Raw genomic sequence first — 24,612 nt, forward strand, 5'->3', positions numbered from 1 at the left:
TATCATTTAACCCAGCTTACAGCTTCAACCCAAACTTCTTGCCCACGGCCTCCAGATCTTGTATTACCGGAGCCAGCAGCGGAATCCCGTCCAGCAGACGCACGGCGGCCATTTCGCGCTCCGGGTCGCCGGGGATGAGCACTTTTTTCCCCTCCACTGCCTGAGCATTGCGGAACGTGCTGATCCAGTTATCCATGTGGGCTTTGAACTCGGCGGCGGGGCGGAAAGCGTCGATGCGCATGGCACCGAAAAAGTGGCCCAGCCCCTGCCCCACCGGATCGGCGGGCGGCTGCAGAAAGGCCACGAACGGCGGTACCCACGGCCCGTAGTTGGCCCCGGAAAGCACAGCCGAGAAAATATCGACAATGCTGCCCAGACAGTAGCCCTTGTGGGAGCCGGTTTCGCCGCCGAGCGGCAGTAGGGCCCCGCCGTTTTTCACGGCATTGGCATCGGTCGAGCCGGAGCCGTCGGCGTTTTGCACCCAGCCCTCGGGCACGGGCAGCTGCTTGCGCTGGGCTATTTCGAGCTTGCCGTTGGCGGCGGTGGTGGTGGCAAAGTCGGCCACGAAATCGGGCTGGTCGCCGGCCGGAATGGCCACGGCAATGGGATTGGTGCCCAGCAGCCGGTCGAGGGAATGGGTCGGCGCTACGAGCGGGCTGGCGTTGGTCATGGCCATGCCAATCATATCGTGGGCCAGGGCTTTCATGGCGTGGTAGCCGGCAATGCCGAAGTGGTTGGAGTTTTTGACCGAAACCCAGCCCGTGCCCACCAGCCGGGCTTTTTCCAGAGCAATGGCCATAGCTTTCGGGGCTACTACCAGCCCCAGCCCGCCGTCGCCATCTACCACGGCCGTGCTGGGGGTTTCGTGTACAATGCCCACGCGGGGCGTAGCGTTGATGCGGCCAGCTTCCCACAGGCGCACGTAGCCTACCAGCCGCGCCACCCCGTGCGAATCGATGCCGCGCAGGTCCGCCGACAGCAACACTTCGGTAGCCAGCGTGGCATCGGCCTCGGGGCAGCCCATGCCAAGAAAAACGGACTCGGTGAAGGCGAAAAGGTGGTTATAGGAGAGAGTGGTGGTCATGGAGAGGTTTGGGCAATCAGGATATAAAATGAGCCGTCATGCTGAGCGAAGTCGAAGCATCTCGCGTGCTGACGTTGCAATGCTAGTGTCATCCTGAGCTTGCGAAGGACCTTGTCAGGGTAGAACGTGTCGCTGTTACAATGGTCGTTCTCATCCCATAAGGTCCTTCGCAAGCTCAGGATGACAGTAGTATTGCAACGTCAGCCGGCAGCCAGCATCTCCGCCAGCAAGCCTTCTTTCAGAGCGTAGGCCGAGGCGCGGATGTGCGTGAACTCGTAGGTTTTCAGCACGAAATCAATCAGCACGCAGGCCACCACAATCATGTCGGCGCGGAGCGGGGTCATGCCGGGCATGAGCAGGCGCTGGGCGTGGGTGGTGGTGAGCAGCTGGTCGTAGCTCTGGTAGAAGCTAGGCAGGGAAATAGGCGTTTCGGGGGGCAACTGGGGGCCGCGCGACTCACCCTCGCGAGCGGCTTGCAGGTCGCCGAGGGTATCGAAGGTGCCCGACGCACCCACCAGGGCCTGGGGGCGGTAGTGCTGAATGGCGGCCGTGAGCGGGGCCAGCACCTCGGCCAGATACTCCTGCTCGGCCCGCACGTCGTCGGCCGTGAGCGGGTCGTGGCGGAAAAATTGATCCAGCAGCCGCTGCGCCCCGATTTCGAAGCTTTGCTTCCAGAAAATGGTTTCCTGGTCGGCCACGATAAACTCCACGCTGCCGCCTCCGATATCCATCAGCAGGTGCGGCTCGGTGCCCAGGTTCACGGCCTGGCGCACGCCCTTGGCAATCAACTCGGCCTCGCGGGCCCCGGCAATGATTTCGACCCGAATGCCATTCTGCTCGAAGATATCCTTCACCAACTCGGGGCCGTTGGTGGCGTTGCGCACGGCGCTGGTGGCCGTGGCCCGCACCTCGGTGGCCTGGTGCAGCTCAATTTCCTCCTGAAACGCCGCCAGCGTATGCAGGGCGCGGGCATACGCCTCCGGCGCGATTTCGCCCTTACTGATGCCGCCTTCGCCCAGCTTCACTCCTACTTTGGTGCGCAGCAGCACCACCGGCTCGGCGTGGCGGGCCTCGGGCAGTTCCACGATGAGCAGGTGAAACGTATTGGTGCCCATATCGATAAGGGCCAGACGGCGGTGACGAGGCATTGGTTTTTGGTTAATGGTTGTCAGTTGCTCGTTGTCAGTTGTTGGTTGCCAGTTATTCGTTGCCAGTTCTTGAACGACCTAACAACGAACAACCAGCAACTGACAACCAACAACGAGACTCAGGTGGCAAACCGGCAGAACGTGCCCAGCGGCAGCTTGCGCTGGCCCCGGTCGTGCAGATAAATCTCGCCGATTTCGCGGGTGGTGTGGGTTTTGGGGAATATTTCCGTCACCAGGTTATCCAGAATCAGGGCCGAAAAGCCCAGCGAGTACAGGTTAATAAGGAAGAAATGATCCTGCGGATCGAGCAGCTGCTGGCAGAGCTTCAGCAGCTCGTTCAGCTCGTCTTCCAGCTGCCACTTCTCGCCGTTGGGGCCGCGGCCGTAGGCGGGCGGATCCAGAATGAGGCCCTGGTACTTGCTGCCGCGCTTCACTTCGCGCTTCACGTATTTCATGGCATCTTCCACCAGCCACCGCACGCCGTCGAGGCCACTGGCTTCCATGTTGTCGCGGGCCCAGAAATTCACCTGCTTCACCGAGTCGAGGTGGGTCACGTCGGCCCCGGCGGCGCGGGCGGCCAGCGTGGCGGCCCCGGTGTAGGCAAACATATTGAGCACCCGCGGCGTGGCGGCCCGGCGCAGCTTGGTTTGCTGGTAGATAAACTGCCAGTTGGGGTCCTGCTCGGGAAACAGCCCCACATGCTTGAACGACGACATGCCCAGCCGAAACCGCAGCTTCAGCCCGCCCTGGTCGTAATTGATCAGCCACTGCTCGGGCGTACCGGGCTTTATTTTCCACTGGCCGCGCTCCTGGCTGCCTTTTTCGCGGGTAAACGTGGCGTTGGCGCGCTGCCATTCGGCGGCCGAAAGGTGCGGGTCCCAGATGGCCTGGGGCTCGGGCCGGGCCAGCACGTGCTGCCCAAACCGCTCCAGCTTTTCAAAATTGCCCGAGTCGATCAGCTCGTAATCAGGCCAGGGACCAGTGGTGAGAAACGAATACATAGAAGGAAGCTAAGCCGCCGCCAGGCGGGCCGCCAAAGGTAGGGCATCCGGCCCGAATGCGCTTTTGCCCCGCGCCCGCGGAATGCGGCCGCCTGGCTGCTGTATCCTGGCTTGTGGGCAGGCCGTAGTGCAGTAGTAGCAACCTTGCTAGCCCAAACCTGGTCGTTTCCTGCCATCTTTGTCTTCTTATGATGACCACGACGCTCACCTTCCACAAATACCAGGGCACCGGCAACGATTTCGTGCTGCTCGATGACCGCCAGCACCAGTTCGACGAAACCAACCACCGCCTCGTGCGCCACCTCTGCGACCGGCGGCGCGGCATCGGGGCCGACGGCCTGATTTTGCTGCGCCACCGCGCCGGCTACGACTTCGAGATGGTGTACTTCAACGCCGACGGCCACCTGGGCTCGATGTGCGGCAACGGCAGCCGCTGCATTGTCGCCTTCGCCCACCACCTGGGTCTGATTCAGGCTGCCGCCCGCTTTCTGGCCGCCGACGGCGTTCACGAAGCCCACCTCGACGCCGACGGCACCGTGCATCTGCGGATGCAGGATGTGCTGGGCCAGCAGGAAATAGACGAAATGGGCATATTTGTCGATACCGGCTCGCCGCACCTCGTGCAGTTTTTGCCCCCCAGCACGCTGGCCGAGCTGAACGTGTTTGCCGAAGGCCGCGCGATTCGCAACAATGAGAAATTCCGCGAAAAAGGCACCAACGTCAACTTCGTGGAAAGCCCCGCCGTGGCCGGGCAGCCCTGGCAGGTGCGCACCTACGAGCGGGGCGTGGAAGACGAAACCCTGAGCTGCGGCACCGGCGTGACGGCCGTAGCCCTGGCCGCCTCGCGGCGCGGCGCTACCAGCCCCGTGCAGCTGCGCACTCCCGGCGGCGACCTGCAGGTGGCCTTCGAAAGCCGCCCCGACGGCTCCTTCACCCAGATTTACCTCAGCGGTCCGGCCATCCGGGTTTTCGGTGGCCAAATCGACGTGTAGCCCGCCTCGCGGCCCCCAATCACTTCCTTTTTCATCCTCTGCTCGTGCTCCAGTCCGGTCCGGTTTTTTTGCGTGCTCTCGAAGCGTCCGACCTGGAGTTTCTGTATGCGCTGGAAAATGACCCCGCCATCTGGGGCGTTTCCGATACGCTGGCCCCCGTTTCGCGCTACAGCCTGAAACAGTATCTGGAGCACGCCAGCGCCGATTTTCATGAGGTGCGCCAGCTGCGGCTGGTCATTTGCGCCGCTCCTGATGGCCGGGCCGTGGGCACCCTCGACCTGTTCGGCTTCGAGCCGCTGCACCAGCGGGCGGGCGTGGGCATCACGCTGCTCGCCCCCGAGCGTCGCCAGGGCTTTGCGCGGGCCGCGCTGGCACTGCTGCTGCCCTATGCTCGCCATACCCTGCGCCTGCACCAACTGTTCTGTACCGTGGCCGCCGCCAACACCGCCAGCCTGCGCCTGTTTCGGGCCGCCGGATTTCGGCGGGTGGGCGTGCGCCGCGAGTGGCTGCGCACGCCGGATTCGTGGCAGGATGCCGTAGAGCTGCAATGCCTGCTGGGACTACAAGGTAATTGAGGCAGAATCACTTACCTGATAGTAGCCTAAGCACTTGACTAGTAGCGTCGAGCTTGGCAAATAGCGTGGTTGGCGCGGCCGGCCGCGCCGGTATCCTTTTCGGAGATAGCCGCGTATAGGGAACAGGGTGGGAACAAGCGGGCTGCCCCGCTCGCTGCCGGCCTCCACTGCATTCCTAGCTTTTCCACTATGTCGCCCTCTACTTCGGCGGAGGCTACCACACGCGCTTCCGTGACCACTTCCAACTACTTCGCTACCGCCGCCACCGCTACTCCGTCTCGTCCCAATTTCACGTATTCGCTGCCCGATTTCGTTTGTTTCGCGCATCTGCACTGGGATTTTGTTTGGCAGCGGCCCCAGCATCTGCTGTCGCGCTTTGCCCAGTATGGCCGGGTTTTCTACGTTGAAGAGCCGTTTATTCACCACGACCAGACCGCCGAAAGCTTCGCCCACATGGAGGTGAAGGAGCGGCAGCACGGCCTGAAGGTGTTGGTGGCGCATCTGCCCGCCGGTCTCACCGAAGAGGCGGCCGATGAGCTTCAGGCTAGATTATTGACGGGCTTTTTCGCCGAGAATTCCATAACGAAATACGTTTTCTGGTATTATACCCCCATGGCGCTGAGCAAGTCGCGCCACTTCACGCCGGTGCTCACTGTGTATGACTGCATGGATGAGTTGGCGGCCTTTAAGTTTGCGCCGCCCAAGCTGCGGCAGCTGGAGCAGGAGCTGTTCCGCAAGGCCGATTTGGTTTTTACCGGCGGTCAGAGCCTCTACGAAGCCAAAAGCCTCCAACACGACGATGCCCACGCCTTCCCGAGCAGCATCGACAAGGAGCACTTTGGGCAGGCCCGCACCGCGCTGCCCGAGCCCGCCGATCAGGCTGCTATTCCGCACCCGCGGGTAGGCTTTTTTGGGGTGGTTGATGAGCGCCTCGATATCGGGCTGCTGGGCGAGCTGGCGCACGCGCATCCGGAGTGGCAGTTTGTCATCATCGGGCCAGTGGTCAAGATTGACCCGGCCGACCTGCCGTACTCGGCCAACATCCACTATTTGGGCGGCAAAGAATACAAGGAACTCCCGGCATATTTATGTGGTTGGGATGTAGCCACGCTGCTGTTCGCCGACAACGAAAGCACGAAGTTTATCTCACCCACCAAAACGCCCGAATATCTCGCGGCCGGCAAACCTGTGGTGAGTACTCCCATTCGCGACGTGGTGCGGCCCTACGGCGAGCTGAATCTGGTGCAGATTGCTGCCACCGCCGACGAGTTTGGGCAGGCCATTGCCAAAGCGCTGCTCCAAAAGCACGATACCGACTGGCAAACCCGCACCGATGCGTATCTGAACACTATTTCTTGGGACCTGACCTGGCAGCAGATGCTGGCGCTGATGCAGCAGAAGCTCAGCCGCAAGCCGCTTGCCTGAGCTGAATCCGGCCCCAACCGCGTACCCGTCTTATCGTTTTTCTCCGCCTTTCTTTCCACCAAGACCCGCTTAGCTATGTTCGATTATCTCATTGTGGGGGCCGGTTTCGCCGGCAGCGTGCTGGCCGAGCGCCTGGCCACCCGCTCCAACAAAAAAGTGCTTATTATCGATAAGCGCAATCATATTGCCGGCAACGCCTACGACCACTACAATGAGGACGGCGTGCTGGTGCATAAATACGGTCCGCACATTTTCCACACCAACTCCCGCGACGTATTCGAATACCTTTCCAACTTCACCGACTGGCGGCCCTACGAGCACCGCGTGCTGGCTTCCGTGGATGGGCAGCTAGTGCCCATGCCCATCAACCTCGACACCATCAATAAGCTCTATGGCCTAAGCCTGAACAGCTTCGAGGTAGAGCAGTTTCTGGCCTCGCTGGCCGAAGAAATTCCGGTTATCAAAACATCGGAAGATGTGGTGGTGAGCAAGGTGGGCCGCGAATTGTACGAGAAGTTTTTCCGGAACTATACCCGCAAGCAGTGGGGTATGGACCCCTCGGAGCTGGACAAATCGGTGACGAGCCGCGTGCCGACCCGCACCAACCGCGACGACCGCTACTTCACCGACACCTACCAGGCCATGCCGCTACACGGCTACACCCGCATGTTCGAGCGGATGCTGGACCACCCCAACATCAAGGTGATGCTGAACACGGACTACCACGAAATCATCGATTTCATTCCATTTAAGGAAATCATCTTCACGGGTCCGGTCGATGAGTATTTCGATTTCAAGTTCGGCAAGCTCCCCTACCGCTCGCTGGAGTTTAAGCACGAAACCCTGAACGTGGAGAAATTCCTCGACGCGCCGGTGGTGAACTATCCCAACGAGCACCTCTACACCCGCATCACGGAGTTTAAGGCCCTCACCGGCCAGCAGCACCCCAAAACCAGCGTGGTGTATGAGTACCCCAAAGCCGAGGGCGACCCGTACTACCCTATTCCGCGCCTCGAAAACGCCGACCTGTACAACAAGTACAAGAAGCTGGCCGACGAAACTCCGAACGTACACTTCGTAGGCCGCCTGGCTACCTATAAGTACTACAACATGGACCAGGTAGTGGCACAGGCCCTCACGCTCTACAAAAAACTCACCGACAAAGTGGAAAAAGCGGCCGACAAGCCTTCCATCGTTGGCTCACCTTCCATCATGGATAAGCTCGTTCCCCGCGCTCCGGCCAAGGAATAAGTACCCTCTCTACACAAAAAAGACCGCCTTCCCAATCGAACCAGATGTTCGGTGGGAAGGCGGTCTTTTATGCGCTGGTTTTTGCCAGATGCTGGGCCGGCACTTTCGCTCACCTAACCGGTTTTTTGCTGCTGGTTTGCGGGGCCGGAATCAGGCCGAAGCTCAGGATGCGCGTGGCCGTGGAGTCGCGGAATGTGACATCGAGCTGCACCTGGGGCCGGGGAGCCAGCGTGTCGCTCTTGAACAGGAAGCTGTAGAAGTTGCGCACGTCGTTGCCCTCGCCGATGCGCAGGCCCAGCTTATATAAATCGATGCTGGGGCCGAACTGCTGGCCTTTTTCATACAGCGGCTGGGCCGCCGCCCGAAAGCGGGCCGGCGTGACGGCGGCGCTGACTTCGGGCGCGAGCAACTGGTAAGCGTGGGCATAGTCGGCACGCAGAATGGCGAGCAGAAACTGCCGGGCCACCTGTACCTGCGAGGGGCGGGCCGGCGCGGCCGCCAGCGGCGGCACCGCTGCCAGCAGCAGCACCAGCCCCCACGCGGCCAGCCGCGGCCAGCCCGCACGTAGCCATCCAAAATTCATTTTCATACCGGGGCGCTGGTCAAATACGGGGCCACGTTCAAACCAAACCCAGCTACGCAAATCGGCGGCACCCGCCCGGAATCAGGTTCCGATTCGAATGCCGCCGACTGTACTTTTCAGACCCGCAGGCCGCCTACTCGCTACTCAATAACGACGCGGCGCGTGGCACTGAGGTTATCCCCCGCAATGCGCAGCAGGTATACGCCCGCTGGCAGCTCCTTGGTGGCGAAACGCGCCGGGCCGTGTCCGGCCGTCAGTGGCAGCACTTGCTGGGTAACCAGTTGGCCCAAGCTGTTGTAGAGCAATAGGCTGGCGGCTTTGCCGGTAGCCGAGCCATCGAGACGTACTTCAAACTGCCCGCGCGTGGCCGGGTTAGGATACACACTCAGCGTGAGGCCGTTGAGCTGATCCTGCGTGGCGGTGCCCGTCGTAACGGTGAGGGCGCGGCTGATGACGTTGTTGGTTTCGTCGGTTTCCGTGATGGTGCCCTGCTGATCGGCCACGTAAAGCATAAAGTAGCTGCCCGGCGTGGTGGTGGCCGGAATAGTTACGGCCGCCGAGCGCGTGAGGGCACCGAACACGCCCATGGCCGGGGCCGCCGTGGTGCCCAGCAGCACGTCGTTAGCGCTCAGCACATTGTCCGTAGAGAGGTAGAAGCCCACCAGGCTAGCGGCCGCGCTGGCGCTGCCCTGGTTGCTGAGCAGGCACGTGGCCGATACCGAATTGCCCGCGGCCACACTAGCCGGGGTCAGCGTAGGCTGGGTCAGCACCAGATCAGGAGCCGAAATCGTGACTGTGAGAGCCAGCGAAGCGGTGTTATTCGTTTCGTTGCTTTCCGTCACGCTGTTCTGCGGATCGACTACATAGAGCACGTAGTAGCTACCAGCCGTGGTAGCGGCCGGAATGGTGAAGTTGCCACCGCGCTGGGCGCTCAGGCCGGCCCCGAGCAGGCCACCGCTGGTAGTTCCCAGCGAAACGTCGCTCGCGTCGAGCGTCGTGTTGGTCGAGAGGTAGTAGCCCAGCTGGCTGGAGCCGGCATCGCCGCTGCCCTGGTTGCGCACCGTAGCGCCCAGGTTGATGATGCCCCCGCTGGCCACCGTCGACAGCGAAGCCGTGGGCGTCTGCACAATCAGATCGGGTGGGCCCAGGGTGATGCATGATACCGTAGCCAGGAAGCCAGGAGCTGCTACGATGGGGTCGCTGGTGAACACCACAGTGAGCGCACCGCTGGTATTCTGCGCCGAAGCTGTGATTGGGCCGGTGGGCAAGCTGGTGAACGTACCCAGCAGCGTTGCACTGGTGGTCGGGCCATCGTACACGGATACCGCATCGCAGCAGGTTTCTACTACCAACGACGTGAAGGTGAGACGAATCTTGTTGCCGGCCGTGGAGGGGTTGATAACCAGCGTTCCGTTTGAGCTGTTGGCGTAGTCGTCGGCCCCGCCGTTGTCAGCAATGGTAGTGCTGCACGTAGTGATGGTAGCGCTGCCGCTGTAAGGCACGATAGTACCGTTGAAAGGAGCCGTGACGGTCAGCGCAGCTGAGGCTACGTTGTTCTGCTCGTTGGTTTCAGTTACCTGGCCCAGATGGTCGGCCACGAAGAGCACGTAGTAGTTGCCGGCCGTGGTAGCGGTCGGAATGGTCAGCGTGGCGTTGCGGTAGTCAGAGCCGCCCGCATACAGAATGGAGCCGGTGGAGGCACCCAGCAGCACGTCGTTGGCACTGAGCGCATTATCCGTCGAAAGGTAGTAACCAACGGTGCTGGACGAAGCGCTGGTAGTGCCCTGGTTGTAAATGTAGGCACCTGCGCTCAGACCCGAGCCGGCGGCTGCCGAGGTGCGGGAAATACCCTGCTGGGCGATAAGCAGGTCGATACCAGGTGCTACCAGCGTGAGCATCAGGGAGCTGACGTTGTTCTGCTCGTTGGTTTCGGCTACCTGGCTCTGGTCGTCGGCCACGAAAAGCACGTAATAGTTGCCAGCCGCCGTGCTGGCCGGGATGGTCAGCGAGGAATAGCGAGAGCCGTAGTTGCCAGGCGCGAGGGCACCGCCGGTATTGGAAGCCAGCAGCACATCATTCGCACTGAACGTATTGTCGGTCGAAAGATAGCAGCCCGAGTTGGAGCTGGGCGACGTAGTGTTGCCCTGATTGTAGATGTAGAAGCTCGCGTTCAGCGTAGCGCCGGCTACGGAAGTCGAAGTGCCCAGGTAGGGCGACTGAATAACCAGGTCGATGCTGGGGGCAACTACCGAAAGGCTCAGGCTGCGCACGTTGTTGGTTTCGTTGCTTTCCGTCACCGTGTTCAGGTGGTCGGCCACAAACAGAATGTAGTAGGTGCCGGGCGTAGCCGTGGCCGGAATGGTAACCGGGGCGCTGGGGTAAGTGCCCTGGCCCGCCGCCAGCGTGCCGCTGGTGGTGCTGTTCAGCAGCACGTCGTTGGCGCTGAGCGTGGCATCCGAGGAGAAGTAGTAGCCGGTCGTACTGGTCGGGGCCGTGGTGTTGCCCTGGTTGTAGAGGTACGCATTAGCCATCACCGACGTACCCGCCGACACCGTGTAGGTGCTCAGCCCCGCCTGCGACACAATCAGGTCCACGTTGGGAGCTGCTACCGTCAGCGCTACGCTCGCTACGTTGTTGGTTTCATTGCTTTCCGTCACCAGATCCTGGTAATCGGCGGCAAACAGGATGTAGTAGGTGCCCGGCGCAGTGCCCGGCGGCACGTTGGTGGTCACGCCGCGGTAGGCAGGGTAGCCTGGGGTCAGGGCGCTGCCGTAAGCCGAGGTCAGCAACTGGTCGCTGGCATCCAGGGTGGTGTTGGTAGAAAGGTAGAAACCCACGCTGCTGTTGCTGGCCGTAGCGTTGCCCTGGTTCAGAATACCGCAGGAAAGGTTTAGCACGTTGCCCGGAGCCGTGTTCGACGGGCTCACGGCCGGCTGCTGAATGATGAGGTCCACGGTCGGCGGCACCACGTTCAGGTAGACGCTCGACACGTTGTTGGTTTCATTGCTTTCACTCACCGCATTCTGATAGTCGGCCGCAAACAGCACGTAGTAGGCGCCCGAGGTAGTGGTGGCTGGCAGCGTTACGTAGCTATTCCGGCTCGAATAAGAGCCTACCTGCAGGCTGCTGCCTACCGAGCTGCCCAGCAGTACGTCCGTGGCATCCAGCGTCGCATCCGTTGACAGATAATAGCCGATAGTGCTGCTGGTGGCCGTAGTGCCCGACAGGTTGTAGATAGAGCTGTACAGCGACAGGCTGGTGCCCGGCACGGCCGAAATCGGCGTTACGGAAGCGCCCTGAATGGTCAGGTCGGCCTGAGGCACGGTGGTTACGCAGGAAATATCGGCGGCGAAACCGTTATAACCGCTGGTGTAGTAGTCTGTGGCAAAGCGCAAAGTGAGCGTGCCGGTGCTGGTGGTAGCATACACCGTTCCGGGGCTCTGGTAGTCAGAATAAGTCCCGATCAGCGGGGCCGAAGTCGAGGAGCCGTCATAAATCGAAAGCCGGTCGTAGTAGCCCACCGAATATGTGCTAAACTGCAGCTTCACCTTGTTGCCGGCCGTAGCAGGCATAATGGTGATGGTGCCGGTGCTGTTGGCGGGGTACGAGCCCGTGGGGCCGCCGTTGTCATACAGCGTACCGCTGCAGGTGGTAATGGTCGTGGTGCCCGTAGCGGGCATGTTGTACGACTGCGCCGCAGCCCGGCCCGTGAGCAGCAGCAGCAGCACGGCCACCAGGCCAAGCCAGGTGTGCCGCAACGGCAGGCACCGCCCATTGTTCGTGTAATTTTCTTTCATACAGGGGGTTGAAAATGAATAAAGTAAAAAGGAGCCCTGCCTGGCAATAAGCCCGACGGCAGCAAAATGAAAATTCGGTAGAGGATGCCCACCGCCAGTGGCGGCGCACGGACGGGCTTACTGCGCGGCCTGGGGCACCAGCATAAACACGTCTTCGCCGGGGCGCTTCATGATGTATTTTTCGCGGGCAAACTTTTCCAGCAGCTCAGGGCTGCTCAGCAGCTCGGCGCGGTCTTTTTTCACCAGGTCAATATTTTTCAGGTAGTATTCTTTCTCGCCCTGCAGCTCCCGCCACTTGGCATACATGTCGTATTGCTTAAACAGGTCATTGGAGTCGAAAACGAACATCCAGACCAAAAAACCCAGGGTGGTGAGAAAGTAAAAGCTGCGTAGAAAGCGCGGCACCCGCTCGAATAACTGTAGTAACTGCATAGCTCTCAAAGATAAAGCAAAAGGCCCGGTCTGCGTGCAGACCGGGCCCTATAATTTTCACTGGTTGGCGTGGAATTGTCCTACCCCTACATCTTGCGGCCGGGGAAATAGGCCGTTTCGCCCAGCTCTTCCTCAATGCGCAGCAGTTGGTTGTACTTCGCCATGCGGTCGGAGCGCGAGGCCGAGCCGGTCTTGATCTGGCCGGTGTTCAGGGCCACGGCCAGGTCAGCAATGGTATTGTCCTCCGTCTCGCCCGAGCGGTGGCTCATGATGCTCTTGTAGCCGTTGCGGCGGCCCAGATTCACGGCGTCAATCGTCTCGGTGAGCGTCCCGATCTGGTTCACCTTGATGAGAATGGCGTTGGCAATCTTCTCATCAATGCCGCGCTGCAGGCGGTTCACGTTGGTCACAAACAGGTCGTCGCCCACCAGCTGGGTAGTGCTGCCAATGCTGTCTGTGAGGCTTTTCCAGCCGGTCCAGTCGTCCTCATCCATGCCATCCTCAATGCTGATGATGGGGTACTTCTTGGTCCAGTCGGTCCAGTAATTCACCATTTCTGCCGAGGTCAGCTTGTCGCCGGTGCTCTTCTTGAAGTGGTAGTGCCCGTCGGCGTAGAATTCCGAGGCGGCGGCATCCATGGCAATCATTACATCATCGCCGGGCTTGTAGCCGGCCTTTTCGATGGCCTGAATGACGATTTTGATAGCGTCTTCGTTGCTCTTGATATTCGGCGCGAAGCCGCCTTCGTCGCCCACGTTGGTGCTGAAGCCCTGCTTCTTGAGCACGTCCTTCAGGTGGTGGAAGATTTCGGTGCCCCAGCGCAACGCCTCCGAAAACGAAGGAGCGCCCACGGGCATAATCATGAACTCCTGAAAGTCGATGCTGTTGTCGGCATGCGAGCCGCCGTTCAGGATGTTCATCATCGGCACGGGCAGGGTGGTAGCGCCCACGCCGCCCACGTAGCGGTACAGCGGCATCCCGGCTTCCTGGGCCGCAGCGCGGGCCACGGCTAACGACACGCCCAGGATGGCGTTGGCTCCTAGGCTGGCCTTGTTGGGCGTCCCATCGATTTCGAGCATGATCTTATCGAGCAGGCCCTGCTCAAATACCGAAAAGCCCATCAGCTCCTCGGCAATGCGGCTGTTCACGTTTTCCACGGCCTTCAGCACGCCCTTGCCCATGTACTTGCTCTTGTCGTCGTCGCGCAGCTCCACGGCTTCGTGTTTGCCGGTGCTGGCGCCCGAGGGCACGGCGGCGCGGCCCACGGCCCCGCTTTCGGTGGTCACGTCTACTTCGACAGTTGGGTTACCGCGCGAATCAAAAATCTGGCGGGCATGGATGGCCGAGATAATGCTCATGTTGAAAGAAGGAAAGGTTGAAAATGAGTGTTGGGTGGCAGCCCCGCGGCTATAGCCCGCCTTGGGGCCGCACCGCTTGGGAGCGGAAAGGTAAGGATTTCAGAAAACAGCCCATCCTACTTTTTAGGCCGCACATCCCCTACCCTTCCGGCCAGGGCCGAAATTCAGGCCCACACCTAGCAGCACATGTATCTCTACGGATCTGATGTGCCGCGTTGCGCACTATTTGACAAGAGGATGGAGGCTACTTACCGGCCTGTGCGCGAAACAAAAAAGGGGACGCACCTCACGGCACGTCCCCTTCCAAAACTCAGTTGCTTTCGTTACTACGAAGCAGCTTCTCCGCTTTTCTCGTCGCGGGTTTCGCCTTCTTTCAGCGTCTCGGTCGGAGCATCGGTGGCAGCAGCAGCTTCCTCGCTTACTACAGCCGCCGGAGCAGCCGTGGTAGCAGCGGGAGCAGCCGCGTCGGTAGCCTTTTTCTTGCTGCGCGAACGACGGGTAGTCGTTTTAGCTTCGCCGGCAGCCTTGGCTTCCAGCATGGCATCGTTGTAGTCTACCAGCTCAATGATGCACATCTCGGCGTTGTCGCCCAGACGCGAGTCGCTCAGCTTGATGATGCGAGTATATCCACCGGGACGATTCGCAATTTTACCAGCTACCGAGTCAAACAACTCCTTGATAGACTCTTTGTTCTGCAGCGTCGAGAATACCGTCCGCCGCGAGTGCGTGGTGTCGCTCTTAGCTTTGGTCAGCAGCGGCTCTACGAACTTACGCAGTGCTTTGGCTTTCGCAACGGTCGTCTCAATCCGCTTGTGCATGATCAAAGACGAAGCCATGTTCGAAAGCATGGCATTGCGGTGCGAGGCCGTCCGGCCCAGGTGGTTGATTTTTTTACCGTGACGCATAAAAGTGAAAATGTGTGAGCTTGCGGACGACGACCACGGCGGAAAAGCTGCCTTGCGGCACCTTTCTCATTAGAACCGTCGCCCCTTCGGGCTCACTGGTTAGGAAAGTGTGAAAATGGAGTGCAAAGGTACGGAATGACCAGACATAAAAAATGTGCTGAAGTGGATATGTGACGAGCACATTACCCACATTCAGCACATTTCCACATTTAATCTCTATTCTTCGTCGAGCTTATATTTGCCCAGGTCCATCCCGAAGGTCAGACCTTTTTCCTCTACAAGGTTTTCCAACTCCGTCAGCGACTTCTTACCGAAGTTGCGGAACTTCATCATGTCGCTCATGTCCAGCTGCACCAAGTCGCCGAGCGACTTGATGTCGGCGGCCTTGAGGCAGTTGTAAGCACGTACGCTCAGGTCCATATCCGCCAGAGGCGTCTTCAGAACTTTACGCATGTGCAGCGTCTCCTCGTCCACGGTTTCCTCTTCCTCGGCTTTGGCCGTCTCGAAGGTCATCGTGTTGTCCGAGAACAGCATGAAGTGTTGAATCAGGATGTTGGCAGCACCTTTCAGAGCTTCTTCGGGGTGGATCGAACCGTCCGTCTGAATCTCGATGAGCAGCTTCTCGTAGTCGGTCTTTTGCTCTACGCGGGTGTTCTCAATGCTGTACTTCACGTTCTTGATCGGCGTGAAGATGGCATCGATGGCGATTTGCCCGAACACCTGATCCGTAGGGCGGTTTTCCTCGGCGGGTACGTAGCCGCGGCCTTTCTGCACCGTAAACTCGAACTCCAGCTCTACGCTCGGGTCGATGTGGCAGATAACCAGATCCGTGTTCAGGACCTCGAAACCGTTGGTGAACTTATTGATGTCGCCCGCCGAGAAAGCATCCTGGCCCTTGATGCGGACCGTGATTTTATCCTCAATTGCGTCGCTGACCTTCTTGAAGCGAACCTGCTTCAGATTCAGGATGATTTCGGACATATCCTCAATCACACCTTCAATGGTCATGAATTCGTGCAGCACGCTGGCCGTCCGAACCGACGTAATGGCGTAGCCCTCCAGCGACGACAGCAGGATGCGGCGCAGTGCGTTGCCGATCGTGACGCCGTAGCCTTTCTCCAGCGGTTTAAATTCAAACGTTCCGTAAAAGTCGTCGGATTTCTCCATCACAACTTTCTCCGGCATTTGAAAAGCTAAGATTGACATAAGTGGGGCTTTTGAAGTATTAAGGAATGAGTAGTGAGCAACAAGACTTCTTAGTCTAAATACTCACTACTCACTACTAAAATCTATTAAATAAACGAAGTAGCAGCGCCCGGCCGCAGCCGGACCGCCAGCATTACTTCGAGTAAAGCTCGACGATGAGCTGCTCCGTGATTTTCTCGGGGATGAGGTCACGGGCAGGGGCGTTCAGGAACTTACCCACCAGCTCTTTGCCGTCCCACTCCAGCCACGAGAAAGCGCGGGCATTGCGCGAGGAAAGGCTGGTCGTAATGGCTTCCAGCGACTTCGACTTCTCACGTACGGCAACAACGTCGCCGGCGCGGAGTTTGTACGACGAGATATTCACCACATCACCGTTCACCGTGATGTGACGGTGCAGCACGAGCTGACGAGCAGCACGGCGCGTTGGGGCGATGCCCAGACGGTACACCGTGTTATCGAGGCGCGACTCGAGCAGGGCCAACAGGTTTTCACCCGTGATGCCGGGCAGCGCTGCGGCTTTGTGGAAAAGGTTTTCAAATTGCTTTTCCAGGATGCCGTACATGTACTTCACCTTCTGCTTCTCCATCAACTGCACAGCGTATTCGCTCTGCTTCTTACGACGGCCACGACCGTGCTGACCTGGAGGATAGTTCTTTTTGTTGAGCGCTTTGCTCGGACCGAAGATCGGCTCTGCGAAGCGACGAGCAATCTTGGATTTGGGACCGGTATAACGTGCCATTTCGGGGATGTTGAGTTTTGGAGGGGTTGAACCACGCGTGTCGGGCTTCTCAGACGCAGCTTACTCAGCGTAAGCGCATCAGAAACCCGACACGGGCGGCCCGCCTTGCGGCGAACCAGTTCAGTATATCAGACGCGACGACGCTTAGGTGGACGGCAGCCGTTGTGCGGCAGCGGGGTCACGTCGCGGATGGTAGTTACCTCAATGCCCACATTCTGGAGCGTACGGATGGCCGACTCGCGGCCAGCACCCGGACCCTTCACGAACACTTCAGCCTTGCGCATACCCAGGTCGTGGGCAACTTTGGCGCAATCCGTGGCCGCCATCTGGGCCGCGTAAGGAGTGTTCTTTTTGGAGCCTTTGAATCCCATCTTACCAGCCGAGGCCCAGGAGATAACCTGGCCATTGTTGTTGGTGATGGAAATGATGATGTTGTTGAACGAAGCCTTGATGTGAATCTGACCTACTGCCTCAACAACGACAATGCGCTTTTTAGCCTTGTCTTTTCTTTTTTGTGCCATTTGGTTATCGCAAAAAACTGCGGAAGGTGTTGAAGCCTGTTCGGGTGAGTTACTCACCCGAACAGGCTTCGATTCCCGCTACAATTTATTTAGTAGCTTTTTTCTTGTTCGCAACGGTCTTCCGCTTGCCCTTACGGGTACGGGAGTTGTTCTTGGTGCGCTGCCCACGAACTGGTAGACCCTTCCGGTGACGCAAGCCGCGGTAGCAGCCGATGTCCATCAGACGCTTGATGTTCAGCTGCACTTCTGAGCGCAGAACACCTTCCGTCTTGATTTCGGCAGCAATGATACTACGAATTTCGCCGGCCTCTGCTTCCGTCCAGTCCTTCACTTTCTTACTCAGGTCGATGCCGGCCTTTGTCAGGATGCGTTGTGCGGATGGACGGCCGATGCCGAAAATGTACGTCAGCGCGATTTCGCCGCGCTTGTTGTCTGGGATGTCTACCCCTGCAATACGAGCCATGTGCTTTTTTAAAAAGTCTGGTGCTTAACCCTGACGCTGTTTGAAGCGTGGGTTCTTTTTGTTGATGACGTACAGTTTGCCGTTGCGGCGAACCAGCTTACAGTCAACGCTGCGCTTTTTGACCGAGGTTTTAACTTTCATGGAAATGGAATCTGAGAGACTTAGGAACTTGAGGTCTGTGCTAGGAAACCGAAGTCGGATGAGGGCTGGTTATCTAAACGTCAACCAAGACCCGAAGACCCCAGGTCCCTAAGACCCTTATTTGTAACGGTAGACGATGCGGCCCTTCGACAAGTCGTAGGGCGACATCTCCAGCTTCACCTTATCTCCCGGCAGGATCTTGATGTAGTGCATCCGCATTTTGCCGGAAATGTGCGCCACGAGGGTGTGACCGTTTTCCAGTTCCACGCGAAACATTGCGTTGGAAAGTGCTTCGAGAATTACTCCGTCCTGCTCAATGGAGGATTGTTTGGCCATAAGGCTACTGTAAGGCTTTTTCTATGTATTCGAAGGAGGTCAGAATTTCCGCCTTGTCTTTGCGTATTACTACCGTGTGCTCAAAGTGCGCCGAAGGCTTGCGGTCTTTGGTTCGGATGGTCCAGCCATCTTTCTCCTGCACCACGTTCTTCGTGCCCAGATTAATCATTGGCTCAATGGCAATGACCAATCCCTCCTGCAGCTTTACTCCTGCGCCGCGCTTGCCATAGTTTGGCACTTCCGGCCCTTCATGAAGATTCTTGCCTAGTCCGTGCCCGACCAGTTCCCGAACTACGCCATACCCTTTCTTCTCTACGAAGTTCTGGATAGCATATCCGATATCACCGATGCGGTTACCAGCAAAAGCAGCCTCAATACCCAGGTACAAAGACTGCTTGGTGTCAGTCAGCAACTGGAGTACTTCCGGAGCCACCTCCCCGATTGGGTAGGTGTAAGCGCTATCCGAATGATAGCCGTTGAGTAACACGCCGCAGTCTACCGAAACAATATCCCCACTCTTCAGCGGCTCGTCGTTTGGAAAACCGTGCACCACAACCGAGTTGGGTGAGATGCAAAGGCTGTATTCAAAACCATTATACCCTTTGAAGGAAGGTTGGCCCCCATTATCCCGGATGAATTCTTCCGCGCGACGGTCGAGCTGCCGCGTGGTGACTCCCTCCTTGATCATGCCTGCCACCTCTCCGTGGGCTTGAGCCAGCACTTTCGCGCTGGCCCGGATGAGTTCTATTTCTTCTTCAGTCTTATAAACAATCATGACCGAATTAAGATGCCATGGCCACGTCCTGAGTAGAGCGGCCGCGGAGCTTACCGGTTTTCATCATGCCGTCGTAATGACGCATCAGCAAGTAGCTTTCTACCTGATTGAGCGTATCCAATACTACACCCACCATAATGATGAGGGATGTACCGCCGTAGAAGGCAGAGAACGGGCGCGTCACGCCAGCCAGCAGCGCAAAAGCTGGGAAGATGGCAATCAACGCTAGGGCAATTGCTCCGGGCAAGGTAATGCGGGTCAGCACCTCGTCCATATGCTCTGAGGTGTCGCGGCCAGGCTTTACACCGGGCACGAAACCACCACTACGCTTCAGATCATCCGCAATCTGGTTAGGATTGACGCTGATAGCCGTGTAGAAGTAAGTGAAGACAATGATGAGCGTGGCGAAAACCAAGTTATACTGCCAGGAAGTGTAGTCCGAAAACTTCTGCCCGATGTAGCTGGCTGTTTCGCTATCCGCCTGCCAGACCGAGGCCAAAATGGCGGGCACGAACATCAGCGACTGGGCGAAAATGATAGGCATAACACCAGCAGCATTTACCTTCAGCGGGATAAACTGACGCTGCGCATTCAGTTGCGTAGTACCACCTACCTGCTTGGCATACTGCACCGGGATACGGCGAACAGCCTGCGTCAGAATGATAACGCCCATTACTACCAAGAACAATACAACCGCTTCGATCAGAAAGATCAGCGAGCCACGCATGCCCTTAGCCAGAGCTTCACCAACGATGGCACCAGGGAGACGGGACACAATGCCAATCATGATGATCATCGAAATACCGTTGCCGATACCTTTATCGGTGATCTTTTCCCCCAGCCACATGCAAAAAAGCGTCCCAGCCGTAATAATCATCATCGTGGAGATGGTGAAGAACGTGCTGGGGTTGATGATAGCATCCGCATTAATGGTGGCAATAAAGCCAACTGACTGCGCCAACACGATGGGGATGGTCAGAATGCGGGTGTATTGGTTGATTTTCTTGCGCCCTGACTCACCTTCCTTCTGCAGCTTCTGGAAATAAGGAACCGCAATGGTCAGCAACTGCAGGACGATAGATGCCGAGATGTACGGCATAATGCCCAGGGCAAAAATCGAAGCATTGCTGAAAGCACCGCCGAGCAGCGTATCCAGAATCCCGAATACGCCCTCAGAGCCTTGCTTCAACCGGGTTGAGTCGACTCCGGGTAACACAACGAAGGACCCCAGCCGATAGATGGCAATGAAAAAAAGCGTATTGAAGATCCGCGTACGCAGATCTTCAATCGCAAAAATGTTCTTTATCGTGGTGATAAACTTGTTCATTGCCAGATAGGCTTAAAGCGTCACAGCTTTACCACCAGCTTTCTCGATGGCTTCAACCGCCGATTTCGAGAAGGCGTGGGCATGTACTTCTAGCGCCTGGGTGATTTCACCGCGACCCAGAACTTTGATTTTGGCGTTTTTAGAAGCCAAACCGCTGGCTACGAAAAAAGCAGCGTCCATGGTGGTAGCACCATGCTGCTCGTTCAGGCCCTGCAATACGTCCAGGTTAACCCCTTTGTACTCAATGCGGTTGATGTTCTTGAAGCCGAACTTTGGAACCCGACGCTGCAGGGGCATCTGGCCACCTTCAAAGCCTGACTTCTTGGAGTAGCCCGAACGCGACTTTTGACCTTTGTGACCACGCGTCGATGTGCCGCCGCGGCCGGAACCCGTACCACGGCCAAGGCGCTTGTTGTTGCGCGTCGAGCCAGTGGCGGGTGAGAGATTGCTGAGATTCATATCGAAGATGCTCCTAGAGTTCAGTTACTTCTACCAGGTGCTGTACTGCCGCAACCATCCCAGCAATCTGCGGGTTGAGTTCTTTTTCGGAAGTGCTGCCCATTTTGCCCAGGCCCAAAGCCTTGACGGTACGTTTTTGACGCTCAGGGCGGTCAATTACGCTTTTTACGAGTTTGATGTGGATCTGCGCCATCTCTACTTAGCCGTTAAAAACTTGGGCGAGGGTGATGCCACGAGCCTGTGCAATCTGCATTGGGTCGCGCATTTTGAGGAGAGCATCGAACGTAGCCTTTACCACGTTGTGGGGGTTCGACGAGCCTTTCGATTTGGCCAGAACGTCCTTGATGCCGGCGCTTTCGAATACGGCGCGCATAGCACCACCAGCAATTACGCCGGTACCTGCTGCTGCGGGCTGCACGAGGACGAAGCCACCCGAGTATTTGCCTTCCATCACGTGGGGAACGGTGTGCTTGTACAGCGGCACTTTCACTAGGTTCTTTTTAGCATCGTCAATGCCTTTGGCAATGGCGTCGGTTACTTCGTTGGCTTTGCCCAGGCCGTAGCCTACTGTGCCGTTTCCGTCACCTACTACCACGATGGCCGAGAAGCTGAAGCGACGACCGCCCTTTACTACTTTGGCTACGCGGTTGATGGCAACCACTTTTTCTTTCAGATCAGAATCGCCAGTGCGAGACTGCTCGTTGGTGTTACCACGACGGTCGTTGCCAGCGCCGCGACGGTCGTTGCCGCCGCGCTCATTGCCACCACCACGGGGATTGTTATTCATTTCTGCCATGATGCCTTAGAAATTGAGGCCGCCTTCGCGGGCTCCTTCTGCCAATGATTTTACGCGGCCGTGGTAGAGGTAACCGGAACGGTCAAATACCACTTTCGAAATTCCTTTTCCTGTAGCACGGGCAGCAAGTTCTTTGCCGACTGCGGCAGCGAGGGCGACTCCGTTGCCCCCTTCCACCGAAACGTGCTTCGAGGAAGCAGACGCCAGCGTGTTGCCGGTAGTGTCGTCAATAATCTGGGCGTAAATGCCCGTATTGCTGCGAAACACCGACAGACGAGGGCGCTCGGACGTGCCAGCCACCTTAGTGCGGATGATGCGCTGGATCCGTTTTCTTCTAGTTGCTTTATCGAAAGCCATGATGCGAAATTATTTCGAAGCTGTTTTACCAGCCTTACGACGGATGACCTCGCCCACAAAGCGTACGCCTTTGCCTTTGTATGGCTCGACTTTGCGCAGGGAACGAATCTTAGCGGCTACCTGACCCAGCAGTTGCTTATCAATGCTGTTCAGCGTAACAATCGGGTTTTTACCTTTCTCGGTGAGAGCGGTAGCCGTTACTTCCTTGGGCAGAGCCAGGAAGATGTTGTGCGAGTAACCCAACGACAATTCCAGCGTAGTACCGGCCATTGCAGCCTTGTATCCTACACCTACCAGCTCCAGCTTGTGCTCATAGCCGTTACTTACGCCAACAACCATGTTGTTGAGCAGCGAGCGGTACAGACCGTGCATCGCCTTGTGGCGCTTCTGCTCGGTCGGACGCTCTACTACCAACTGGCCATCGGCGTTGGTGAGGATGATGTCGCGGTCTACGGGAGTCGACAAAGTGCCTTTCGGGCCTTTTACCGTTACCGTGTTGTCGTTGCTTACTTCAACCTGGACGCCCGTAGGCAGGCTGATCGGGAGTTTACCAATGCGTGACATAGTCTGGTTCTTTCTCGATTAGTAAACGTAGCACAATACTTCGCCACCAACGTTCTGGGCTTTGGCCTCTTTCTCTGTCATCACGCCTTTCGACGTAGACAGGATTGCGATACCCAAGCCGCTCAGTACGCGGGGCATGTTTTCTACGTGGGCATACGTGCGCAGACCAGGCGAGCTGATACGCTCGAGCTTGGTGATGGCCGGAACCTTGGTCGTAGGATTGTACTTCAGCGCGATTTTGATCGTGCCTTGTACCGATGAGTCATCAAAACGGTAGGACTGGATGTAGCCCTTATGGTAAAGCACTTTCGTGATTTCCTTTTTGATGTTGCTGGCCGGAATTTCTACTACCCGGTGGTTTGCCTTGATGGCATTGCGTACCCGGGTCAGGTAGTCGGCAATTGGATCTGTATTCATTCGGTTTAGAAGAGCACTCGTTTTAACGGAGCGCAAAGATAAGAAAATTTCGCCCCCGCGAAAAAGCGGCAGCGAAATTTTCGGTTAAGACTTCTTGGCTCGACTTATTGAGGCTCGGCCAATGGTTTCTCTCGGCAACCTGCCAAGTGGCGTTATCTCGTGGCTAAGCTACTTTGATAACTGAAGCTGTTTTACCAGCTCGACTTCGTGACACCGGGGATTTTACCGGCCAGTGCCATTTCGCGGAAACGCACCCGGCTGATGCCGAACTTACGCATGTAACCACGAGGACGACCGTCGATCATGTCCCGGTTGTGGAGGCGTACGGGCGAAGCATCCTTGGGGAGCTTGTCCAGACCTTCGTAGTCGCCGGCAGCCTTCAAAGCTTTACGCTTCTCAGCATAACGAGCAACCGTAGCGATGCGCTTGCGCGCTCTTGCTTTTGCGGATTCCTTAGCCATTGTTTTCTTTCTTGGCGTTAGCGAACGGCATTCCGAAAGCTTTGAGGAGCTCGTAGCTCTGCTCGTCGTTTTCGGCCGTCGTTACGAAGGTAATATCCATACCCGAAATCGACTTGATCTTATCGATCGAAATTTCGGGGAAGATGATTTGCTCTTTGATGCCCAGGGTATAGTTACCGCGGCCATCGAAGCCTTTATCGTTGATGCCTTTGAAGTCACGTACGCGGGGCAGCGCCACCGTTAAGAGACGGTCCATGAATTCGTACATCTGGTCACCACGCAGCGTTACGCGGGCGCCGATTGGCATGCCTTCGCGCAGCTTAAAGTTCGATACCGAACGCTTGGCGATGGTGGCAACGGCGCGCTGACCAGTGATGGTCGTCAGTTCGTCCACGCCATTGTCAACCAGCTTTTTGTCGGCTACAGCCGCACCAATACCGCGGTTGATGCAGATTTTGGTGATGCGCGGTACCTGCATGATGCTCTTGAACTGGAATTTCTCCTGGAGCGCGGGTACTACGTCTTTCTTATAAATCTCTTTGAGTCGAGCCATTGTCGTAACAGATTAGGCGTTTTTCGAATCAACGGCCTTCACGTTGCTGACGTGGATACCAGCCTCAATCTTGGTGATTCCCCCTTGCGGGTTCTTAGCACTGGGTTTGTTGTGCTTGGTCACCAGGTTCAGGCCGTCCACGATGACGCGCTGAGTCGTACGGTTCACCGACTTGATGACACCGGTCTTGCCGCGCTCGTCGCCGGCAATCACCTTCACGGTGTCGCCGGTCTTGACGTGCAGTTTTACGGGCTTCTGTGCTTTCGTTTTCGTTGCCATTGCTTAGAGAACTTCAGGAGCCAACGAAACGATCTTCATGAACTGACGCTCGCGCAGTTCGCGGGCAACCGGGCCGAAGATGCGGGTACCGCGGGGCTCGTCGTTATTGTTGAGCAGAACAGCAGCGTTGTCGTCGAAGCGGATGTACGAACCGTCTTTGCGGCGTACTTCCTTCTTCGTGCGAACTACTACCGCCTTCGATACAGTACCTTTCTTGGCGTTGCCCGAAGGAATAGCCGACTTGATCGAAACCACGATCTTGTCGCCTACGCTGGCGTATTTCTTGCCCGTGCCACCGAGGACACGGATGCAGAGAACTTCTTTGGCGCCGCTGTTATCAGCGACGGTCAGACGGGATTCTTGCTGTATCATCTTACTTGGCGCGTTCTACGATTTCTACCAGTCTCCAGCGCTTGCTCTTGCTCAGCGGACGGGTCGACATGATGCGAACCGTATCGCCTTCGCCGCATTCGTTGTTCTCGTCGTGGGCCATGAATTTGGTCGACTTGGTAACGAACTTGCCGTAGATCGGGTGTTTCATTTTGCTTTCCACCATCACCGTGATAGACTTGTCCATTTTGGAGCTAGTCACCCGGCCGACGATTTCTTTGCGCAGGTTCCGCTCTTCCGAGGCGGCCGTTGCTTGGGTTGCTTCGTTGGTTGCCAT

General features: G+C 57.6%; 31 protein-coding genes. 4 read left to right on the forward strand and 27 right to left on the reverse strand.

The window, feature by feature from the left end; translation table 11 throughout:
• Window positions 1-16: 16 nt before the first annotated feature.
• The 3 genes from BUB62_RS05135 to BUB62_RS05145 all read right to left on the reverse strand — a co-directional run bounded on the left by BUB62_RS05135 (window position 17) and on the right by BUB62_RS05145 (window position 3,233).
• Complete coding sequence (locus BUB62_RS05135) at window positions 17-1,084, reverse strand: Ldh family oxidoreductase (RefSeq protein ID WP_073107008.1); 1,068 nt, start codon at window positions 1,082-1,084, stop codon at window positions 17-19.
• A 200-nt stretch (window positions 1,085-1,284) separates the two neighbouring features.
• Window positions 1,285-2,232, reverse strand: a complete 948-nt coding sequence (locus BUB62_RS05140) for a Ppx/GppA phosphatase family protein (protein ID WP_073107009.1) — start codon at window positions 2,230-2,232, stop codon at window positions 1,285-1,287.
• Window positions 2,233-2,351: 119 nt separating this feature from the next.
• Window positions 2,352-3,233: a class I SAM-dependent methyltransferase gene (locus BUB62_RS05145; protein WP_073107011.1), complete on the reverse strand. Its 882-nt coding sequence runs from the start codon at window positions 3,231-3,233 to the stop codon at window positions 2,352-2,354.
• 188 nt (window positions 3,234-3,421) lie between these two features.
• Between BUB62_RS05145 and dapF the strand changes: the two genes are divergently transcribed.
• The 4 genes from dapF (at window position 3,422) to glf (ending at window position 7,476) form a co-directional block, all read left to right on the forward strand.
• Entirely contained in the window at window positions 3,422-4,225 is an 804-nt protein-coding gene (gene dapF / locus BUB62_RS05150) for a diaminopimelate epimerase (RefSeq protein ID WP_317041376.1), read from the forward strand.
• Between the two features lie 68 nt (window positions 4,226-4,293).
• Window positions 4,294-4,800, forward strand: a complete 507-nt coding sequence (locus BUB62_RS05155; protein ID WP_234988634.1) for a GNAT family N-acetyltransferase — start codon at window positions 4,294-4,296, stop codon at window positions 4,798-4,800.
• Window positions 4,801-4,989: 189 nt separating this feature from the next.
• A complete protein-coding gene (locus BUB62_RS05160; RefSeq protein WP_084538840.1) occupies window positions 4,990-6,225 on the forward strand; it encodes a glycosyltransferase family 1 protein in 1,236 nt (411 codons plus the stop codon).
• A 75-nt stretch (window positions 6,226-6,300) separates the two neighbouring features.
• Window positions 6,301-7,476, forward strand: coding sequence for a UDP-galactopyranose mutase (gene glf / locus BUB62_RS05165; RefSeq protein ID WP_073107015.1), 1,176 nt, complete (start codon window positions 6,301-6,303; stop codon window positions 7,474-7,476).
• 109 nt (window positions 7,477-7,585) lie between these two features.
• Here the strand turns inward: glf and BUB62_RS05170 are convergent, their stop codons facing one another.
• From BUB62_RS05170 to rpsQ, 24 genes are all read right to left on the reverse strand, one after another.
• Entirely contained in the window at window positions 7,586-8,065 is a 480-nt protein-coding gene (locus BUB62_RS05170) for a hypothetical protein (protein ID WP_073107018.1), read from the reverse strand.
• 134 nt (window positions 8,066-8,199) lie between these two features.
• Window positions 8,200-11,856: a CARDB domain-containing protein gene (locus BUB62_RS05175; RefSeq protein ID WP_073107020.1), complete on the reverse strand. Its 3,657-nt coding sequence runs from the start codon at window positions 11,854-11,856 to the stop codon at window positions 8,200-8,202.
• A 117-nt stretch (window positions 11,857-11,973) separates the two neighbouring features.
• Entirely contained in the window at window positions 11,974-12,288 is a 315-nt protein-coding gene (locus BUB62_RS05180) for an FtsB family cell division protein (RefSeq protein WP_073107021.1), read from the reverse strand.
• Window positions 12,289-12,374: 86 nt separating this feature from the next.
• Window positions 12,375-13,646, reverse strand: coding sequence for a phosphopyruvate hydratase (gene eno / locus BUB62_RS05185; protein WP_073107024.1), 1,272 nt, complete (start codon window positions 13,644-13,646; stop codon window positions 12,375-12,377).
• 326 nt (window positions 13,647-13,972) lie between these two features.
• Window positions 13,973-14,551 (reverse strand): 50S ribosomal protein L17, encoded by a 579-nt coding sequence (gene rplQ / locus BUB62_RS05190; RefSeq protein WP_073107026.1) that lies wholly within the window; start codon window positions 14,549-14,551, stop codon window positions 13,973-13,975.
• Between the two features lie 216 nt (window positions 14,552-14,767).
• Window positions 14,768-15,757, reverse strand: a complete 990-nt coding sequence (locus BUB62_RS05195) for a DNA-directed RNA polymerase subunit alpha (RefSeq protein WP_073107028.1) — start codon at window positions 15,755-15,757, stop codon at window positions 14,768-14,770.
• A gap of 133 nt (window positions 15,758-15,890) precedes the next feature.
• Window positions 15,891-16,496, reverse strand: a complete 606-nt coding sequence (rpsD, locus tag BUB62_RS05200; protein WP_073107030.1) for a 30S ribosomal protein S4 — start codon at window positions 16,494-16,496, stop codon at window positions 15,891-15,893.
• Window positions 16,497-16,624: 128 nt separating this feature from the next.
• Window positions 16,625-17,017 carry a 30S ribosomal protein S11 gene (rpsK, locus tag BUB62_RS05205; RefSeq protein WP_073107032.1) on the reverse strand — a complete coding sequence of 131 codons (393 nt, stop codon included), beginning with the start codon at window positions 17,015-17,017 and terminating at the stop codon, window positions 16,625-16,627.
• 85 nt (window positions 17,018-17,102) lie between these two features.
• Complete coding sequence (rpsM, locus tag BUB62_RS05210; protein WP_073107034.1) at window positions 17,103-17,480, reverse strand: 30S ribosomal protein S13; 378 nt, start codon at window positions 17,478-17,480, stop codon at window positions 17,103-17,105.
• Between the two features lie 24 nt (window positions 17,481-17,504).
• Complete coding sequence (rpmJ, locus tag BUB62_RS05215; protein ID WP_046246595.1) at window positions 17,505-17,621, reverse strand: 50S ribosomal protein L36; 117 nt, start codon at window positions 17,619-17,621, stop codon at window positions 17,505-17,507.
• A 117-nt stretch (window positions 17,622-17,738) separates the two neighbouring features.
• Entirely contained in the window at window positions 17,739-17,957 is a 219-nt protein-coding gene (gene infA / locus BUB62_RS05220; RefSeq protein ID WP_073107036.1) for a translation initiation factor IF-1, read from the reverse strand.
• 4 nt (window positions 17,958-17,961) lie between these two features.
• The gene (map, locus tag BUB62_RS05225) at window positions 17,962-18,732 is read right to left on the reverse strand and encodes a type I methionyl aminopeptidase (RefSeq protein WP_073107038.1); all 771 of its coding nucleotides are present in this window, start codon (window positions 18,730-18,732) and stop codon (window positions 17,962-17,964) included.
• 7 nt (window positions 18,733-18,739) lie between these two features.
• The gene (gene secY, locus BUB62_RS05230; RefSeq protein ID WP_073107041.1) at window positions 18,740-20,059 is read right to left on the reverse strand and encodes a preprotein translocase subunit SecY; all 1,320 of its coding nucleotides are present in this window, start codon (window positions 20,057-20,059) and stop codon (window positions 18,740-18,742) included.
• A gap of 12 nt (window positions 20,060-20,071) precedes the next feature.
• A complete protein-coding gene (gene rplO, locus BUB62_RS05235) occupies window positions 20,072-20,518 on the reverse strand; it encodes a 50S ribosomal protein L15 (protein ID WP_073107043.1) in 447 nt (148 codons plus the stop codon).
• Window positions 20,519-20,531: 13 nt separating this feature from the next.
• Complete coding sequence (rpmD, locus tag BUB62_RS05240) at window positions 20,532-20,711, reverse strand: 50S ribosomal protein L30 (protein WP_073107046.1); 180 nt, start codon at window positions 20,709-20,711, stop codon at window positions 20,532-20,534.
• Window positions 20,712-20,717: 6 nt separating this feature from the next.
• Window positions 20,718-21,314, reverse strand: a complete 597-nt coding sequence (gene rpsE / locus BUB62_RS05245) for a 30S ribosomal protein S5 (RefSeq protein WP_234988635.1) — start codon at window positions 21,312-21,314, stop codon at window positions 20,718-20,720.
• A 6-nt stretch (window positions 21,315-21,320) separates the two neighbouring features.
• Window positions 21,321-21,671: a 50S ribosomal protein L18 gene (gene rplR / locus BUB62_RS05250; RefSeq protein WP_044515439.1), complete on the reverse strand. Its 351-nt coding sequence runs from the start codon at window positions 21,669-21,671 to the stop codon at window positions 21,321-21,323.
• A 9-nt stretch (window positions 21,672-21,680) separates the two neighbouring features.
• Entirely contained in the window at window positions 21,681-22,235 is a 555-nt protein-coding gene (rplF, locus tag BUB62_RS05255; RefSeq protein WP_073107048.1) for a 50S ribosomal protein L6, read from the reverse strand.
• An 18-nt stretch (window positions 22,236-22,253) separates the two neighbouring features.
• Window positions 22,254-22,652: a 30S ribosomal protein S8 gene (gene rpsH / locus BUB62_RS05260; RefSeq protein ID WP_073107051.1), complete on the reverse strand. Its 399-nt coding sequence runs from the start codon at window positions 22,650-22,652 to the stop codon at window positions 22,254-22,256.
• Window positions 22,653-22,843: 191 nt separating this feature from the next.
• Entirely contained in the window at window positions 22,844-23,113 is a 270-nt protein-coding gene (rpsN, locus tag BUB62_RS05265; RefSeq protein ID WP_044016038.1) for a 30S ribosomal protein S14, read from the reverse strand.
• Entirely contained in the window at window positions 23,106-23,666 is a 561-nt protein-coding gene (rplE, locus tag BUB62_RS05270) for a 50S ribosomal protein L5 (RefSeq protein WP_073107054.1), read from the reverse strand. Before rplE ends, rpsN begins: the two co-directional genes overlap by 8 nt.
• Window positions 23,667-23,678: 12 nt before the next feature.
• On the reverse strand, window positions 23,679-23,945 hold the full coding sequence (rplX, locus tag BUB62_RS05275; RefSeq protein WP_073107057.1) for a 50S ribosomal protein L24: 267 nt from the start codon (window positions 23,943-23,945) through the stop codon (window positions 23,679-23,681).
• A gap of 3 nt (window positions 23,946-23,948) precedes the next feature.
• Window positions 23,949-24,317: a 50S ribosomal protein L14 gene (rplN, locus tag BUB62_RS05280; protein ID WP_073107059.1), complete on the reverse strand. Its 369-nt coding sequence runs from the start codon at window positions 24,315-24,317 to the stop codon at window positions 23,949-23,951.
• Window position 24,318: 1 nt separating this feature from the next.
• Window positions 24,319-24,612, reverse strand: coding sequence for a 30S ribosomal protein S17 (gene rpsQ, locus BUB62_RS05285; RefSeq protein ID WP_073107062.1), 294 nt, complete (start codon window positions 24,610-24,612; stop codon window positions 24,319-24,321).

This window comes from Hymenobacter daecheongensis DSM 21074 (genome assembly GCF_900141805.1).
GTDB lineage: Bacteria > Bacteroidota > Bacteroidia > Cytophagales > Hymenobacteraceae > Hymenobacter > Hymenobacter daecheongensis.